The organism is Limnohabitans sp. (assembly GCF_034680285.1).
Lineage (GTDB): Bacteria > Pseudomonadota > Gammaproteobacteria > Burkholderiales > Burkholderiaceae_C > Limnohabitans_A.
The window spans coordinates 129,980-146,084 of record NZ_JAXITC010000001.1; the positions used below are offsets into that span (position 1 = coordinate 129,980).

General features: G+C 58.0%; 17 protein-coding genes and 1 riboswitch. Of the genes, 9 read left to right on the forward strand and 8 right to left on the reverse strand.

The window, feature by feature from the left end; genetic code table 11:
* Window positions 1-67 precede the first annotated feature (67 nt).
* Window positions 68-1,450, forward strand: a complete 1,383-nt coding sequence (hemN, locus tag SWE17_RS00645) for an oxygen-independent coproporphyrinogen III oxidase (protein WP_322991205.1) — start codon at window positions 68-70, stop codon at window positions 1,448-1,450.
* Window positions 1,451-1,514: 64 nt separating this feature from the next.
* Window positions 1,515-2,195 carry a sulfite exporter TauE/SafE family protein gene (locus SWE17_RS00650; RefSeq protein ID WP_322991206.1) on the forward strand — a complete coding sequence of 227 codons (681 nt, stop codon included), beginning with the start codon at window positions 1,515-1,517 and terminating at the stop codon, window positions 2,193-2,195.
* Here the strand turns inward: SWE17_RS00650 and SWE17_RS00655 are convergent, their stop codons facing one another.
* From SWE17_RS00655 to SWE17_RS00665, 3 genes are all read right to left on the reverse strand, one after another.
* A complete protein-coding gene (locus tag SWE17_RS00655; protein WP_322991207.1) occupies window positions 2,196-3,011 on the reverse strand; it encodes a sulfite exporter TauE/SafE family protein in 816 nt (271 codons plus the stop codon). It abuts the gene before it with no gap.
* A 251-nt stretch (window positions 3,012-3,262) separates the two neighbouring features.
* On the reverse strand, window positions 3,263-3,589 hold the full coding sequence (locus tag SWE17_RS00660; protein WP_322991208.1) for a cell division protein ZapA: 327 nt from the start codon (window positions 3,587-3,589) through the stop codon (window positions 3,263-3,265).
* On the reverse strand, window positions 3,586-3,816 hold the full coding sequence (locus SWE17_RS00665; RefSeq protein WP_322991209.1) for a DUF904 domain-containing protein: 231 nt from the start codon (window positions 3,814-3,816) through the stop codon (window positions 3,586-3,588). The genes SWE17_RS00660 and SWE17_RS00665 overlap by 4 nt, the downstream gene beginning before the upstream one ends.
* A 72-nt stretch (window positions 3,817-3,888) precedes the next feature.
* Window positions 3,889-4,135, forward strand: a riboswitch (cobalamin riboswitch).
* 120 nt (window positions 4,136-4,255) lie between these two features.
* Here SWE17_RS00665 and SWE17_RS00670 point away from each other — a divergent pair.
* From SWE17_RS00670 to SWE17_RS00700, 7 genes are read left to right on the forward strand one after another with little or no spacing between them, the layout of a single operon-like run.
* Window positions 4,256-6,052, forward strand: a complete 1,797-nt coding sequence (locus tag SWE17_RS00670; protein ID WP_322991210.1) for a TonB-dependent receptor plug domain-containing protein — start codon at window positions 4,256-4,258, stop codon at window positions 6,050-6,052.
* Window positions 6,053-6,063: 11 nt separating this feature from the next.
* Window positions 6,064-6,867 (forward strand): ABC transporter substrate-binding protein, encoded by an 804-nt coding sequence (locus SWE17_RS00675; protein WP_322991211.1) that lies wholly within the window; start codon window positions 6,064-6,066, stop codon window positions 6,865-6,867.
* Window positions 6,860-7,774, forward strand: coding sequence for a helical backbone metal receptor (locus tag SWE17_RS00680; protein WP_322991212.1), 915 nt, complete (start codon window positions 6,860-6,862; stop codon window positions 7,772-7,774). The genes SWE17_RS00675 and SWE17_RS00680 overlap by 8 nt, the downstream gene beginning before the upstream one ends.
* Complete coding sequence (locus SWE17_RS00685; RefSeq protein ID WP_322991213.1) at window positions 7,771-8,775, forward strand: iron ABC transporter permease; 1,005 nt, start codon at window positions 7,771-7,773, stop codon at window positions 8,773-8,775. The genes SWE17_RS00680 and SWE17_RS00685 overlap by 4 nt, the downstream gene beginning before the upstream one ends.
* The gene (locus SWE17_RS00690) at window positions 8,772-9,539 is read left to right on the forward strand and encodes an ABC transporter ATP-binding protein (protein ID WP_322991214.1); all 768 of its coding nucleotides are present in this window, start codon (window positions 8,772-8,774) and stop codon (window positions 9,537-9,539) included. Before SWE17_RS00685 ends, SWE17_RS00690 begins: the two co-directional genes overlap by 4 nt.
* Window positions 9,540-9,577: 38 nt before the next feature.
* Window positions 9,578-9,820 (forward strand): glutaredoxin family protein, encoded by a 243-nt coding sequence (locus SWE17_RS00695; RefSeq protein ID WP_100173061.1) that lies wholly within the window; start codon window positions 9,578-9,580, stop codon window positions 9,818-9,820.
* Between the two features lie 38 nt (window positions 9,821-9,858).
* Entirely contained in the window at window positions 9,859-10,842 is a 984-nt protein-coding gene (locus tag SWE17_RS00700) for a TauD/TfdA family dioxygenase (RefSeq protein WP_322991215.1), read from the forward strand.
* 24 nt (window positions 10,843-10,866) lie between these two features.
* Here the strand turns inward: SWE17_RS00700 and SWE17_RS00705 are convergent, their stop codons facing one another.
* The 5 genes from SWE17_RS00705 to nth form a co-directional block, all read right to left on the reverse strand.
* The gene (locus tag SWE17_RS00705; RefSeq protein WP_322991216.1) at window positions 10,867-11,451 is read right to left on the reverse strand and encodes a DUF2894 domain-containing protein; all 585 of its coding nucleotides are present in this window, start codon (window positions 11,449-11,451) and stop codon (window positions 10,867-10,869) included.
* Complete coding sequence (locus tag SWE17_RS00710; protein WP_322991217.1) at window positions 11,448-12,104, reverse strand: OmpA family protein; 657 nt, start codon at window positions 12,102-12,104, stop codon at window positions 11,448-11,450. Before SWE17_RS00710 ends, SWE17_RS00705 begins: the two co-directional genes overlap by 4 nt.
* Window positions 12,104-14,473 (reverse strand): DUF802 domain-containing protein, encoded by a 2,370-nt coding sequence (locus SWE17_RS00715; RefSeq protein WP_322991218.1) that lies wholly within the window; start codon window positions 14,471-14,473, stop codon window positions 12,104-12,106. The genes SWE17_RS00710 and SWE17_RS00715 overlap by 1 nt, the downstream gene beginning before the upstream one ends.
* On the reverse strand, window positions 14,470-15,255 hold the full coding sequence (locus SWE17_RS00720) for a DUF3348 family protein (RefSeq protein ID WP_322991219.1): 786 nt from the start codon (window positions 15,253-15,255) through the stop codon (window positions 14,470-14,472). The genes SWE17_RS00715 and SWE17_RS00720 overlap by 4 nt, the downstream gene beginning before the upstream one ends.
* Window positions 15,256-15,436: 181 nt before the next feature.
* Window positions 15,437-16,069 carry an endonuclease III gene (gene nth, locus SWE17_RS00725; RefSeq protein ID WP_322991220.1) on the reverse strand — a complete coding sequence of 211 codons (633 nt, stop codon included), beginning with the start codon at window positions 16,067-16,069 and terminating at the stop codon, window positions 15,437-15,439.
* Window positions 16,070-16,105 lie beyond the last annotated feature (36 nt).

The window sequence follows — 16,105 nt, forward strand, 5'->3', positions numbered from 1 at the left end:
CCCATGTCGGAGCGAGAGGGCAAAGTCGATCCCGTCATTTGCATTCAATTGAACCCAGGGTCAAGCCATGTCCATCATCAGCCCAGAATTGTTGTCCCGTTTTGATGTGCCGGGTCCTCGCTACACCTCATACCCGACAGCCGATCGGTTTGTGGATACCTTTGGAGAGGACGACTACATCAAGGCACTGACCCATCGTCAATCGGGTACGGTGGGCAAGCAACCACCTTTGTCCTTGTACGTGCACATTCCATTCTGTGAATCACTTTGTTATTACTGTGCCTGCAACAAAATCATCACCAAACACAAAGACCAAGCCGCTGTTTATTTGGATTATTTGAGTCAAGAGGTGGCGCTTTACTCTAGGCATTTAGGTCAAGGCCAATCGGTCAGTCAGCTGCATTTGGGTGGTGGAACCCCCACATTTCTGAGCGATGATCAGTTGAGACAACTGATGAATATGCTGCGTAAACAGTTTGTCTTGGTTCCCGGCGGTGAGTATTCGATTGAAGTTGACCCACGCACCGTCGACGAAAGCCGTTTGGCCGTTTTGGCAGCGTTGGGGTTCAACCGTTTGAGTTTTGGTGTGCAAGACTTTGAGCCTGATGTCCAAAAAGCAGTACACCGCATCCAACCCGCCGATCAAGTGTTCAAATTGGTGGTGGCAGCTCGGCGTTTGGGTTTTGAGTCGGTGAACGTCGACCTGATCTATGGCTTGCCTTTGCAAACAGCGGATTCTTTTGACCGCACGTTGGATCAGGTCAAGCGCTTGCGCCCCGATCGCATCGCCTTGTATGCCTATGCTCACCTGCCTGAACGTTTCAAACCGCAGCGCCGAATCCATGCTTCAGAGCTCCCCACCGCAGAGGGTAAGGTTCACATGCTTTCGCGCTCACTGGATGCATTGACCGATGCCGGATACGTCTACATTGGCATGGACCATTTCGCTTTGCCACAAGACAGCTTGGCGGTGGCCAAACGCCAAGGACGTTTGCACCGCAACTTTCAGGGCTACAGCACCCAAGCGGACAGTGACCTGATTGCCCTGGGTGTGTCCTCGATTGGGAAAGTAGGCGCCACCTACAGCCAAAATGCCAAAACCATGGACGAGTACCGCGACTTGCTCGATCTGGGGCATTTTCCTGTGGTCAGAGGTTTGGCGCTCACACGAGATGATTTGATTCGACGCTCTGTGATCATGGCGCTCATGTGCCAAGGGCATTTGGAGTTTGAAGCCATCAATTTGGCTTGGCTGATCGATTTCAAAACGATGTTCGCGCCAGAGTTAGAGCAGCTGTTGTCCATGCAGTCGCAAGGCTTGGTCAAGGTGCAGAACAGCGGCATTCATGTCACCGACATGGGCTGGTTTTTTGTACGCGGTGTGGCCATGGTGTTCGACCGTTACCTGCAAACCAACCTCGATCGAAGCCGTTTTTCTAAAATCATCTGATGGAGCACGGGTATCTGGGCTGCATCGCAGACAATGTGGCCATTGACCTTGAAGCGGATACTCCATGCAAAGTTCTCTGGCCATCACGGCCTTGATGATGGGCGTGCTGGGCGGACCCCATTGCGTGGCCATGTGCGGTGCAGCTTGCGCTGGCTTAGGGCAAGCTGCAGGTGCACGTCGAGGCCAAGCCCTGCTGGCTTTCCAGATTGGGCGCTTGGCAGGTTACACACTGCTTGGCGCTGTGGCTGCGGCCAGCGTTCAAGGTTTGGGTTGGTTGACCACCCAGTCCGCCGCCATTCGACCTGTTTGGACATTGCTCCATTTGGCCGCATTCACGCTTGGGGTCTTGCTGCTGCTGCAGGCTCGGCAGCCCGTATGGTTGGATGGCGCTGCAAGAAGAATCTGGGCGAAAGTTCGTGCATTCAATAACCGCTGGGGGCGTGCAGCACCTTGGATGGTGGGTGGACTTTGGGCATTGATGCCTTGTGGCTTGCTCTACTCGGCCTTGATGGTGGCGGCTTTAACGAGTCAGCCATTGGAAGGTGCAGTCACCATGGCATTGTTTGCGATGGGCAGCAGCATCAGCCTTTGGATTGGCCCTTGGTTGTTTTTGCGCCTGCAAACCTTGGGGGATGGCGCCTGGGGCATCCGGTTGGCAGGATTTGCATTGGCTGGAGTCTCTGCTTGGGCTTTGTGGATGGGCTTGGTGCATGACCAAGCCCCTTGGTGCATCACACCCGCGTGATCAAGCGACCAGCCCTTTGTAAAGCATATAAGCCGCCAATACATAAAGCACACTGGCAAACACACGCTTGAGCTGCTTGACAGGCAACTTGTGCGCTGTGGCCGCACCGATCGGCGCCATCAAGACACTGCAAACGGCAATTACCACCAAAGCGGGGAGCCAGAGGTAACCAAAACTGAGTTCGGGCAAGTTCTGAACACCTTGGCCGCTGACGATGTAACCGGTCACGTTGGCTAGAGCGATAGGAAAGCCCAAAGCGGCACTGGTAGCCACGGCATTGTGAATGGCCACATTGCACCAAGCCATGAAGGGTACGCTGATGAAACCACCGCCAGCACCGACCAAACCAGACAACAAGCCAATCAAGCCGCCAGCCCCGAGCAGACCTTGGAAGCCGGGCACTTGACGACTGGGGGCAGGCTTCTTGTCCAGAAACATTTGAGTGGCCGAAAACCCCACAAACAGCGCGAAAAACAAGGCCAAGTAAGTACCCTTGGCAAAGGCAAAAATACCCATGCTGCCGACCAAGCTGCCGATGACGATGCCGGGGGCCAAGCCTTTGACCAAGTCCCAGCGAACGGCTTTCTTTTTGTGGTGAGCGCGAACGCTCGAAACCGAAGTGAAGATGATGGTTGCCATAGAGGTGGCAATCGCCATCTTGACCGCCAAATCAGGGCTGACGCCCCGACTGCCCAGCATGTAGGTGAGAAAAGGCACCATCACCATGCCACCGCCGATGCCCAGAAGGCCAGCCAAAAAACCTGTGCACAGGCCAAGAACAGCCAATTCGGCCAACAACAGGGGTTCAATGATCATGGGGGGATATCGCGATGTGAGGAAAAAGGTGTCTGCGAATGCCACCGGACCGGCATCCTGAACCGGGGTTCAGGTGGGCGAGGGCAGACTGGCGTTGGGTTCATCTGACGCGAGATGATCACGCTCACCAGCCAATGTACCAAGCCCGGGCTCTAAGAGCATTGGTTCAAGGAAATATAAAGCCCGGCATGCACCGCAGACTTGCTGATTGTAGGCGGATCCAATGAACCTTCACGGCGCCATGTGGGCTTTCAGATCAATTGACCGTCTTGTTCCAAAACCTGATCGAGTCGTTTGAGCAAGTCCGTCAAACGTTCTTGGGCTGCAGGAGGAACATCTGGCACGTCAGGTTGACCGACTGGCGCAGCAGCAGTTGCCTCTCCTTGATCAAATGCGAGATTCAAGGCTGCCAAAACAGCAATGCGATCACGCGCTTTGATTTTCCCGGCATCTCGGATCTTGCACATGGCTTCATCCACTTTTCGCACTGCGGACAATAAACGGTCTTCACCACCCACAGGGCAACCCAAAATATAGCTCTGGCCCATGATCTGGACGTCAAGTTGTTTGTTGCTCATGCTGTGGCCTCAGGAGATGCGGGGGTATTGCTAACCGGAAGGCGTTCAATCAGCGCATCGACACGAGCGCGGGCTGCAGCCAGGCGAGACTTGAGTTGGTCACGTTCAAGTGTGAGAACCTGAAGCTGTTGTGTCAACAAAGCATTGGTGCGCTGAAGCTCTTCGTGGCGCAGCAACAAATGATCCACACGCTCAGCTATTTGATCAATGGTGTCGAAATGGGCCATGGCAAACAATGGAAAGTAATTTCATCATTGTAGATGCTGGGGCTATTTTGTAGGCTGACAGACAGCTTGGCACCTAAAATGAAAGTTGTTGGTGCTCGCGAGCTGGTTCACGGCGCGCAGTTCAACGGGAAGCAGGAGGGATAAGCCATCATGGCTGACCTAACCTGCGCTGCCCCCGCAACGGTAAGCAGACGGGTCTTTATTTGCATGAAGACTCCGCTTTCATCTGAAACCACTGATGGCTCTGAAACAGGCCGCCGGGAAGGTGATGAAAGTCGATCTGCCAGCCCGGATACCGGCCAACAAGGTGACTTGTCGAAAGACAGGTTGGATACCCAAGCACTGTCGGGGAAGGCGGTGAGGGCGCTGTACTTGTTGTTTTATGAAAATTCATTCTTTTCGTGCGCTTTTATTAGCGCCACTTTGTTCCTATTTGTCTTTGAATACGGACCTGGCTTGGGCCCAAACGGCACCTTCTCAAATTGTGGTGACCGCGAGCCGAACAGAGCAAATCCTGACCGATGTCTTACCTCACACCACTGTTTTAGGTCGTGATGCCATCGAGCAATCACAAGTCCTCGATTTGCCAAGTTTGTTGGCCCGTGAGACTGGTTTTCAATTCACTCAAAGTGGCGGGCGAGGTGGTCAATCCACCGTTTTCATGCGTGGGGCTGCCTCGTTGCAGGTCCTCGTGTTGGTGGATGGTGTTCCCATCACCAAGCAAGACACCACGGGCGCTGTGAGCTTGGAACACATCATGCTCGATCAGGTCGAGCGCATAGAAATTGTCCGGGGTAACGTATCCGCAATGCACGGCGGCGGCGCTGTAGGCGGGGTGATCCAAGTCTTTACACGTCAAGGGACCGGGCAGCCGACGATGTACGCTGCGGCGGAGCAGGGTTCTTTGGGGTCACAGCGTGCCAACTTGGGCACTAGCGGTTCAGTGGGACCTTTTGCTTACGCCTTGTCTGTCAGCCGAACCCGCACGGACGGTATCAATGCACTTAATTTATTGCAAACCACCCATGCCAATCCAGACAAAGATGCTTATCTCAACGAGAGCCACTCTTTACATCTCTCCTACCAATTGACTGCTGAACATCAAATGGGCTTGCGTTCTTCAAGCGCCAAAGGTCATTTTGATTACGATGTGTCAGGAAGTTTTGCGACACCACAAGATCTTCACAAAGGTCGGACTCAGCTTGACTCCCAAACCCTTTACTGGGCAGGTCGCTGGAGTCCTCAATGGACGTCCCGCCTCAGTTATTCCTTAGCCAAAGAAGGCAACCACACCGATACCGTAGGAGGCTATTCTTTCACCACCATGGCTGAAACGCAGACCCGTTTGTTGTCTTGGACGCACCAGTTTGATTTGCCTTCCATGGTGTTGAGTGCGGGCTTGGATCACCAGTCACAAGGGATAGACATGGCCACCGATGGTGTCTCGGGTCTGTCCCGTGAGCGCACCGCCAAAGCGATTTTCGGTGGTGTTGTTTTCAAAAAAGAAGCTCACAATATTCAGCTCAATCTGCGACGCGATGATGTTCAAGGGCTGTCGGTCAAAGACTCTGTGTATGTAGGCTATGGGTACGACTTGAATGCCCAATGGAAACTGATCGCCAGCCACGCGACGGCGTTCAACATGCCCCCCTTGGGGTACTTGTTTGATCCGTACAGTGGCAATCCCGATTTGCGACCTGAGTCTGCCAAAACACAAGAAGTGGGTGTGCAATGGGCAACTGGACTGCATCGGTTGCGCTCGACCTGGTTTGTGTCGCGCACCCATGATTTGTTGCTGTACGACATGAATACTTGGCAATTTGGCAACATCAGCAGTGCTAAAAACAAAGGTCTGGAAACCAGCTACAGCGGCCGGTTCAACAAAACCGATTGGCGCGCAAGTGTGACTTTCCAGGATCCTCTGAATGAGGGGACAGGTCAAAGATTGGTACGACGGGCCAAAACCATGGCTTCTTTGTCGGTGTCTCAGCCTATTGGTTTGATGACACTGGGGGCCAGTGTTCGTTACACAGGATCACGTCCAGACATTGAAGGCGTGCCCCACTTGCCCAGCAACACTTTGTTGGATCTGACCGCTCGCTATGACCTGGGTCGCGATTGGACACTCTTTGGACGAGTTGAAAATGCAACAGACAGCGTCTACCAGACCGCGTACGGGTACAACCAATTGCCGCGCACCTTCACACTGGGTTTGCGCTGGAAAATGAAGCACTGAACCCAATTTTCATGTCACAACTTTTGCCTCAACGCATCGTCTGTCTCACCGAAGAGACAACGGAGTGGCTCTATCTGTTGGGGCAGGAGCAGCGCATCGTGGGCATCTCGGGGTACACGGTGCGCCCGCGCCGTGCCCGAGAAGAAAAGCCCAAAGTCAGTGCTTTTTTGAGCGCCAAGATCGACAAGATCCTGGCGCTCAAGCCAGATTGTGTTTTTGGGTTTTCGGACCTGCAGGCGGACATCGCGTCTTTGCTGATCAAAGCGGGCGTTCAGGTCACCGTGTTCAACCAGCGCAGCGTCGATGAAATTTTCTCCATGCTCTACCAAGTGGCTGCCATGGTCGGCCAGGCTGAGCAGGGCTTGGATCGCCTGCTGGCCATGCGTGCCGAATTGGATGCGATCGCGCAACGGGCTGGGGGTTTCAAGCGCCGTCCCAAGGTATTTTTTGAGGAGTGGGACGAGCCGCACATCAGCGGCATCCGTTGGGTGTCAGAGTTGATGGGGATTGCTGGCGGCGACGATGTTTTTCCGGAGCTGGCGCTGCAGTCGCTGGGTAAAGACCGGATCATCGCCGACGGCCAAAGCATTGTGGATCGTGCGCCTGACATCATCATTGGCTCGTGGTACGGCAAGAAATTTCGCCCAGAAAAAGTCGCGGCACGGCCGGGCTGGCAAGACGTGCCCGCTGTGCGGACGGGGCAGATTTTTGAAATCAAATCGGCTGACATTTTGCAGCCCGGTCCTGCTGCGCTCACCGATGGTGTGGCGCAGATGCACCGCATCTTCAGCCAATGGGAAGCGCTGCATGGCTGAGTTTTTCAGAGTCTGGGTTCAATCCTTGGCCTTGGTGGGGGTCGTTTGGGCGTGTGCGCAACCCGCCCAAGCTGTCACCGTGCTCGACGACCGCCAGCAAAAAGTGCTGATCACCCAAGCCCCGCAGCGCATTGTGAGCTTGCTCCCTTCCCTGACCGAGACCGTTTGTGCCTTGAAACAGTGCCACAACTTGGTTGGCGTTGACCGTTATTCCAATTTTCCCGAGGCTGTCAAATCTGTGCCGCGTGTGGGCGGGGGGCTTGACCCGAACATCGAGAGCATCGTCGCGCTCAAGCCCGACCTTGTGTTGGCGGCAGGTTCTACCCGGGGTGCGGACCGCTTGCAGGCCTTGGGCTTGAACGTGCTGCGCCTGGAGCCCCGCAACCACGCCGATGCGCAGCGCGTTTGGCGAACTGTGGCGCAGGCGCTGCATGTGCCGGCCGCAGACAGTGACCGCACTTGGCAAGGCATTCAAGCGGGCGTACAGGCGGCGGTGCAATCGCTCAGCCCTGCTGCGAGGCAGCAGCGGGTTTACTTTGAGGTGAGTCCCGCACCCTATGGCGCAAGTGCTTCGTCTTTTTTGGGCGAGACGCTCACGCGCATGGGTGTGACCAACATCCTGCCCGCATCGATGGGCCCGTTTCCTCAGGTCAACCCCGAATATGTGGTGCAAGCCCAGCCCGACGTGATCATGGCGGGCGACAGCAGCCGTGTCAGCATGTTGCAGCGCCCGGGCTGGAGCCGCTTGCGGGCCATGCAAAGCCAGCGCTTGTGCGTGTTCAAGCAGGATGAATCGGACATGTTGGTGCGGGCTGGCCCGCGCATGGCCGAAGGCGCGCAGCTGATGGCCGACTGTCTTAACCGCGCTGCGGGCACAGCCCCAGCCGCGATGGGATCAGCACGATGAACGCGAACACCCGTGCACCCCTCTGGGCGCTGATGCTGTTGACTTTGGGCTTGACCGTGGTCTCGTTCGGCACTGCCGCTGGCAGTCAAGGCTGGCAGGCCTGGTGGTCGGCGGGGGGCGATGTGGTGTCGCGCCAAATCGTGTGGGACATCCGTTTGCCGCGCAGCTTGGGCGCATGGTTGGGCGGAGCCTTGCTGGGTCTGGCCGGGGCGGTGGCGCAAGGCCTGTTTCGCAACCCGCTGGCCGATCCATATTTGCTGGGCAGTGCCTCGGGGGCGTCGCTGGGCGTGGGCGTTTATTTGAGCTTGTGGGGAGGCAACGCCTGGGCCATGAGCAGCTGGTTGGGCTTGGGCCTCACGGGCGCGGCCTTTGTGGGCGCGGTGTTGGCGGTGGTGTTCACGCTGCTGTTGGCCCGTGGTGTTCAACAAACGCTGCGCCTGTTGTTGGCGGGCGTGGTGGTGGGCGTGGTGCTGGGGGCGGTGACGTCCTTGATCTCACTGCTGCAGCCCCAAGTCTTGCAGGCGATGCAAGGCTTCATGCTGGGCTCGACCGCTTTTGTCAGCTGGAGCGCCTGCTGGACCATGGCGTCGGTGCTGGCCGTGTGCGTGGCTTTCTCTTGGGTCTTTGCCCATGTGTTGGACGCGTTGAGTTTGGGCGAAGCCACCGCACAAAGCCTGGGCGTGCCGCTGCCACTGGCGCGCATCGTGTTGGTGGGTGTGATTTCGCTGGCCACAGGGGCGGCGGTGGCGCATATCGGTCTGGTGGCTTTTGTCGGTTTGGCCGCGCCGCATTTGGTGCGCTCGCTCGTGCGCTGCACACACGCTTGGCGCTTGGTTTTATCGGCCTTGATGGGCGGGGCCTTGCTGGTGCTGGCCGATGTGATGGCCCGCGTGCTGTTGGCGCCGCAAGAGCTGCCTGTGGGCGTGCTGACGGCGGTGCTGGGCGGTGGCTATTTGCTTTGGCGCGTGTACCGAGATGCCGACCCGGGAGCGCGCTCATGAGCGCCGCGCTGCAAACCCGGCAGCTGAGTGCCGAGTTGGGTGGCCGCCAAGTCCTCAAAGCCGTCGACCTGCAGATCACGGCGGGCCGCTGGACCTGCGTGGTTGGCCCCAATGGCGCAGGCAAATCGAGTTTGCTCAAGGCGATAGCGGGCTTGCTGCCGCACAGCGGGCAAGTGCTGTGGCAGGGGCACCCGCTGGCATCGCTCACCCGTCAGCAAAGGGCCTTGAAACTGTCTTGGTTGGGGCAGGGCGAGTCCAGCACGCTGGACTTGCGGGTGTGGGACGTGGCCATGCTGGGCCGCTTGCCACACCAAAGTTGGCTAGGTGGGCCGTCAGCGCAAGACGCGCAGATGGTGGAAGCCGCACTCAAGGCTACACAGGCCTGGGATTGGCGCGAGCGCATGCTGGGCGAGTTGTCGGGCGGCGAGCGCCAACGCGTGCTGCTGGCCCGCGCCATGGCGGGCATTGCGCCCACCATGCTGATGGACGAACCCTTGGCCAACTTGGACCCGCCGCACCAAGTGGACTGGCTTGAGCAGGTGCATTGCCTCTTGGCGCAAGGCACCACGGTGGTCAGCGTCCTGCACGAAATCGGCATGGCGCTTCATGCTGACGACATCGTGGTCATGCGCGAAGGTCAGGTGCTGCACCATGGGGCAGCCAGCGATGCGGCGACACACTCAGCCATCGAATCTGTCTTCGACCAGCGTATTCGCATCCGCGCCTTGGATGGTCAGTGGGTGGTTTTGCCCCGCATGGCCTGATTGGCTTGTACCCGTTTTCTTTCGCTAGAATTTGAAACATGGAACTCAAAATCGTCGTTTACTCCAAGTCCGCATGCCCCCAGTGCGAATCCGCCAAGATGGTGCTCAAAACCAAGGGCTTGGCTTTTGAAGAAATCAAAATCGACGGTGAAGCCGAGCGGATGGCATTCTTCGAAAAATGTGGTCCTTCGGTACGTCAAATGCCGCAAATTTTCATCAACGACCAGCGGGTGGGTGGATTTGCAGGCTTACAGGCCGCTTTGGTTCAACTCGGTCTCTGAATCAGGCCCTGGGCCTCAACCAAAATGAGGGAACGGCCATGGGTCTGATCATGAAGCAAGCGATGTCCGGGCCAGCGGTGTGGAAGGGTCAGGACTTGGAGGGTGACTCCTCTTGGGTGCACCCCTTGAGCCCCAAAGTGTTGGCCATCCTCGATGCCGCTTTGGCCCATGTGAAATCCAAAGGGCTGTCTTTTCCCCATTTTTCTCGGGAAGATTTCCCCATTGGTGACTGGGCCCACGAGCTGAAAACCCACAGCGACGAACTGGAAAACGGCCGGGGCTTTTTGGTGCTGCGGGGCTTGCCTGTTGAGCGCTACAACGAAGAAGACATTCAAATCATCTACTACGGCATTGGCCTGCACATGTGTGTGCCCGTTCGGCAAAACCCCAAAGGGGATCTGCTTGGCGTGGTCATGAACGTGGGCGATGTGACGAAAAAAACCACCCGCGTTTACGAAACCAACCTGTACCTGCCGTACCACTCTGACCCCTCAGACGTGGTGGGCCTTTTATGCCTTCGCAAAGCCAAGCAGGGTGGTTTGAGCTCGCTGGTGAGCGTGGCGGCGATCTACAACGAGATCCTGCAGCACCACCCCGAGTACCTGGGGCTGTATTACCGCACTTGGTATTTTTCGCACCTTTGCGAAGACTTGCCCAGCCTGTCGCCCATCTTCAGCCACCACCAAGGCAAGCTCAGCTGCCGCTACCTTCGCCAGTACATTGAGTTGGGCCACGAAATCCGCAACCTGCCGCTGTCCAAGGTCGAAATCGAAGCGCTCGACTTGTTTGACGAGATCATGCACCGCGATGATTTCCGCTTGAGCATGATGCTCGAGCCCGGTGACCTGCAGTTCGCCAACAACTATGCCGTACTGCACTCGCGCAACGGGTTTGAAGACCACGGCGTGCACGAGCTCAACCGCAAGATGCTGCGCCTGTGGGTCAAGATGCCCAACGCGCGGACACTGGCCCCCGAGTTTCCGGGGCGCAACGGTTTCCCGGCACCCGCTGTGCTCGCCTGATCGCACCGAGCACCAGCGCTCCCCCTACGGGCGGATTTTGGCGGCGGGTGAGGCTTTCTTGGGCGTTAACTTGGCCTTGCCGGCTTCGTCCAGACACAGCAGCGTGTCCACATGTGCCATGAACCTGTTGAGATACTCCGGTGAAATATTGCGCATCAAGCCCAGCGAGCGCAGCACCAACATGTGAGAGTTGATGGGGCCCGCATTTTGCGGTGCTTGGGCAATGGCTTGGGTGACCTGCTTTTGCACGCTGATCTGGCTCAATTGCTTTCTGAACTGCTGAATGCGAGGGCTCTCATGCCCCCATCCTGTCGTTGTACTGGAGGCTTGCGGGGTATTTTTCGATCCCATGTCGTGCAGCAGTGTGGCCAAGGGGGAGGATGTGGCAACCTGTTTTGCCGGAGGCTCAGTCGCTGCGCTCATGCGGGTCTCCAAACGCACAAGAGCCTCTTGCAGTTTGACCACGAGCTTCAGTTGCGCAGGGCCCGATTGTTCACGCGTGCGCTTGGCCAGTGTTTCGATGTAATGCCAACCCACAGCATCCACCCGCGCCGCGCCCGACGCACGCAAGGCGTCAAGGTCGGGCAGCTCTGGCGTGGTTTCGTTCATGGTTTGACGGTTGGCTGTTGGGTGCTGGCCGCATTGGCAGCTTTGGGCACAGGGGCCATTTCCACGCGGCGGTTTTGGGCGCGGGCCTTGTCGCTGGTGTTGGCCACCAGGGGTTGCTCTTGGCCGAAGGCCGCAGCAAACAGCGCCGATGACGGCATGCCTTCTTCAATCAAAGTGCGCGTCACCGTCAAGGCTCGCTGGGCAGAAAGCTCCCAGTTGTCTTCGAATTGGCGGTTACGGTTGCTGACCGCTTTGTCATCTGTGAAACCACTGACCATCAGCATCTCGTCACGCGACTGCAGGTAGCTGCGCAACGGCACCACCAGGCTCTTGAGCAGCTGGCGTCCTTCGGGTTCGAGCTTGTCGGAGTTGAGCTCAAACAGCAGCTTGCCGCTGATGCCGATGCGGCCATTGTTCAAGGTGATGCGGCCACTGGCCAGTGGAATGGCCAAGGCTTGTTCCAACGAGAGGCGCTTTTGCTCTTCGACTTGGCGTTTTTGCACCTCGTCTTCGAGCTTGGAGGCCATGTCCAGTTGCGCTGCCATCACCCCCACCAACAAGAGGACAAAGGCCCCCAGCAGGCCGGTCATCAAGTCGGCAAATGAGATCCAAGTGGGCGTGGTGGATTCGCTCTCGGCTTCGATTTCCAGCATCAAGCGGCTCCTTCGGCTTGACGCTGCTGCAGGGCTTCCAGCACATCTTTTTGGCTGCCAATGCTCAGGTCAATCATTTCACGAGCCTGCGCCACGTAATAGGCCAGTTGCTCGTCACTGCGCGTCATGGATTTCTCGATCGCTTGCTCGATGCGCTGAAGGTTGGTCATGAGCTTTTCGTTGGTCTCGCTGAACGAGCGAACGGCAAAGCCAAAGCTCTCGCCCAAGCTGGCCACATCCACCGCGCTGGCCGTGACTTGCGCCGCGATGTCGCCCAGCTTGCCCGTCTCGGCCGCCACGTGTTCGCGGAACTCACCGCTGGTCTGGCTCAGCGTGGCTTGGCTGGCGGTGACCATGGCGTCGATCACGCCGCGCTGTTCGGTCGAGGCATGGTTGATCGCGTCCAGCAAAGTGCTGAGTGTGCCCAGAATGCGGGTGCGCTCTTCGAGCAAGGCGTTGTCTCGCGCCACACTGACCGAGATTTCTTGCCGCAGCTGGCCAATAACTTCGGCTGCGGCTTTGGGGGCCTCGGAGGCGGTTTCGATCAGGCGTGTGATCGGATCTTCCAGGGCGGTGCCCAGCGTGGTCAGGTGGGCAGTCACCGCGCTTTGCAGCTCGCTCAGGCGAGCCACGGCGGTTTGACCGCGCACGTCTTCGGCATCCCGCAGGGCCGAGAGTTCCTGGCGCAGCACGGCCGCGAGTTCTTCGGCGCGTTGCTGGTGCCCTGCAGTCCACTGCACCTCTGTGGCGATGCGCTCGCGCATCAGTGCTTCGCTGCTGGCCATCAGGCGTGTGATTTCGGCCAAGGTTTGCGTGGCCTGGGTTTGGGTGTGAGTCATGATGTCTTGCGCCGTGCGGGTCAGCGTGACGCAAATGGTTTGTTGCTGCGCCAGGGTTTGCGCGCCTGCACTTTGCCACTGCTGCCCCAAGCTGCCCGCCGTGGCTTCGAGCGAGGCTTTCCATGCTTCCAGGCGCGCTTGGTCGGCTGCTGCGCGTTCGTCGTGCAAGCGCGTGATGTCGGCCAGTGTCTGGCTGGCATGGCTTTGTGCGTTCGATTGAATGGCTTGAGCCGTTTCGCCCAAGGTATCGCAAATCGCTTGCTGTTGTGCCAGTGTCTGTGTGCCAGAAGCCTGCCACTGGCTGTGCAGTGCCGTGGCCATTTGTTCCAATGCGGATTGCCAAGCTTGCAAGCGTTGTTGGTCGGCGCTGCTTTGCAGGGCTTGTTGTGCGGTTTGCGCGTCGCCGACTTGGTCGACCAGGGCCTTCGCACTGCGCTCGAAATTCTGGCTGAACGCGTCCAGTGTTTGCCCGACACGCTCACTCATTTGGGTACTGGCTTGCGCGTGGCGTGTCAGTGTCTCGGCACTGGTCTGCGCCACGGTGGCTGCCGTTGCGGCCATTTGCGTCTGCAGTTCGCCCAGTTGCTGCTGCGTGTTGAGCAGCAGGCGGTCGTTCATGGTCTGGGCTTGTTCGCTCAGTTGCGTCATGGTGGCTTGCACCACGGGGCGAATGCCGTCGCTGGCCAGTTGCATGCTTTGGCTCAGACTGCTGCGCAGCGATTGGTCCACCGATTGCGCCAGACCTGTGTAGGCCGAGTGCACTTGCGTGTGGAAACTTTGCTGGTTGGCCAGCAAGCGTTCATTCATTTGCTGACTCGTTTCGGCCATTTGCGCCATAAGGGTCTGTAGTTGCTGCACCACTTGCGGCAGCGCTTGCGACTGTTGTTGCAAGGCCTTGAAGGTTTCTTGCCGTTGGTGCACCAGAGAAAAACCGCGCAGGCTGCTCACCATGAGCGTGTCCAGCTGCTGAGTCGCTAGGGCACGTTCACGCCGGGCTAAGCTGCTCATCAAGCCCAGCATGGCCGAGGTGGCCACGCCAGCCACCGACGTGCCAAAGGCCAGACCCAGACCTTTGATGGGTTCGGAAAACGCGGACCGAATGCCCGCCACGTTGGTCGAGCCTTCGAGTGCGAACACTGCGCCATTGAGCGTGACCACCATGCCCAAAAACGTGCCCAGCATGCCGAGCATGACCAACAAGCCCACCAAATAGGGTGTCAATGCCGGACTCGGTAGGCCCACGCGCTCACCCTCGACGCGTTGGCGGATTGGGTTTTGCAAACCCGATGGCAGGGTGATCAGCCAATCATTGAGGTTTTGCAACTGGGGGGGGATATTGGCTAAAGCTTGGTTCAGCGCAGCGGTCGCGAGCCGGTATTGGTGCAGCTCGATCGTGCCGAAAACATACACCCCGCCAATGACCGCCGCCATGATCAAGACCAGCAGGTTCGAGGTGGCCACAGCAGCCGCGACCCAAAGCACGGCCAATGCGCCCAGCCCGAAGGCGATGTGAAAGGAATATCGTTTCATTGTTCTTGTGGTGTGTAGGTGTGGAAGGCTTCGAGAAGGCCCAGAACAGGTTGCAGTCGTGTGTCCAACTCTGCCAGCAATGCGGTGCGCATGGCTTGGCGTATTGGTAACAGCCAGACACCCATCGCAGGGGCGGTCGTGGCTTCGGCGCCTGCATCAGCGGCTTCGGCTTGTTTCTTGAGGTGTTGTTTGAGGGCTTGTGCAAAGCACTTTTCGTGCAGCTTGGAGACTTTGCCCAGCAACACCGCCTCACGCTCACTCAGGATATTTTCAAAGGCGGCATCGAGTGCGGCCAGCTGCTGCAGGCGAGGCGAACTTTGACTCAATTGCCCCCGCACTTGCGAACGCAAAGTTTGAATGGACGTTTCCATTTGTCGCTGGTGGGCGGCATAAAACCGGCGGTAGGTCTCAAAAGCTGTTTTGGGCTCAATAGGCTCGTCAATTTCAGCAGGGGGCATGTCGATGCGAGCCAGACCCGAGCCAGGGGGCGCACCTTGCGCGATGGACTGCTCAAGTTGGGCCCGCACTTTGTCCACATACCGGGTCAGTGCTTCGGCTGTCATCGTCCCCGCTCGACGCAGGTGCGCAGGCTGTGGCGCGGCAGAGGGCTGCTCCGGGTTGAGCACGCCGTGCAAGGCAATCGCATGGCGAAAGTTCAACCAATCGCCCAACTTCTGTCCCACATCGTCCGCGACAGGGACGGCATCGATCATGGCGTTTTCAGTCAGAAAACGCGTGAGTCTGGAGCTGTTGAGGTGGGTACGCGGCAGGGCTCGCGTCATGGGCAGGTCGGATCGGGTTCGAAAAGCAGAGCATCGCGCTCTTGAGGCAACGGTGGCAAGGGCCATCCATCGAGGAGCTGTCCAGCTGGACAGAGGCCCAAATTTTACCCGCCCTGTGCTGGCGCCTAGAAGGGTTGGTCTTGAAATATGAGTCCCTAAGAACTCAATTTCCAGAGCTCCATCAGGCCGTTTTGGGTTTGAAGTCGCAAAAGGCGGCCACCGCGCACTGCCCGCACAACGGTTTGCGGGCCTGGCACACATAACGCCCGTGCAAGATCAACCAGTGGTGCGCGTCCACCAGGTACTTGGTTGGAATGCGTTTGAGCAGTTTGAGCTCCACCGCCAAAGGTGTTTTGCCGGGGGCCAGGCCCGTGCGGTTGCCTAGGCGGAAGATGTGTGTGTCCACCGCCATGGTGGCCTCGCCAAAGGCCGAATTCAAGACCACATTGGCGGTTTTTCGACCTACACCGGGCAGGGCTTCCAAGGCTTCGCGCGTGCGGGGCACTTGACCGCCGTGCTGCTCCACCAAAATGCGGCAGGTTGCCATCAGGTGTTTGGCTTTGCTGCGGTACAGGCCAATCGTCTTGATGTAGCTCTCCAGTCCCTCCAGACCCAAGTCCAAAATCTTTTGCGGCGTACCCGCCACCGGGAATAATTTGCGTGTGGCTTTGTTCACGCCCACATCTGTTGCCTGGGCCGACAGGAGCACGGCGGCCAACAGCTCGAAAACGCTCGTGTATTCCAGCTCGGTCACGGGCATGGGGTTGGCGGCTTGCAGTGTGGCAAAGAAGGATTCGATCTGTGCGGGTTTCATGAGGGTCAAAAGTAGGTGTGCAGATGTTGGCAAAAT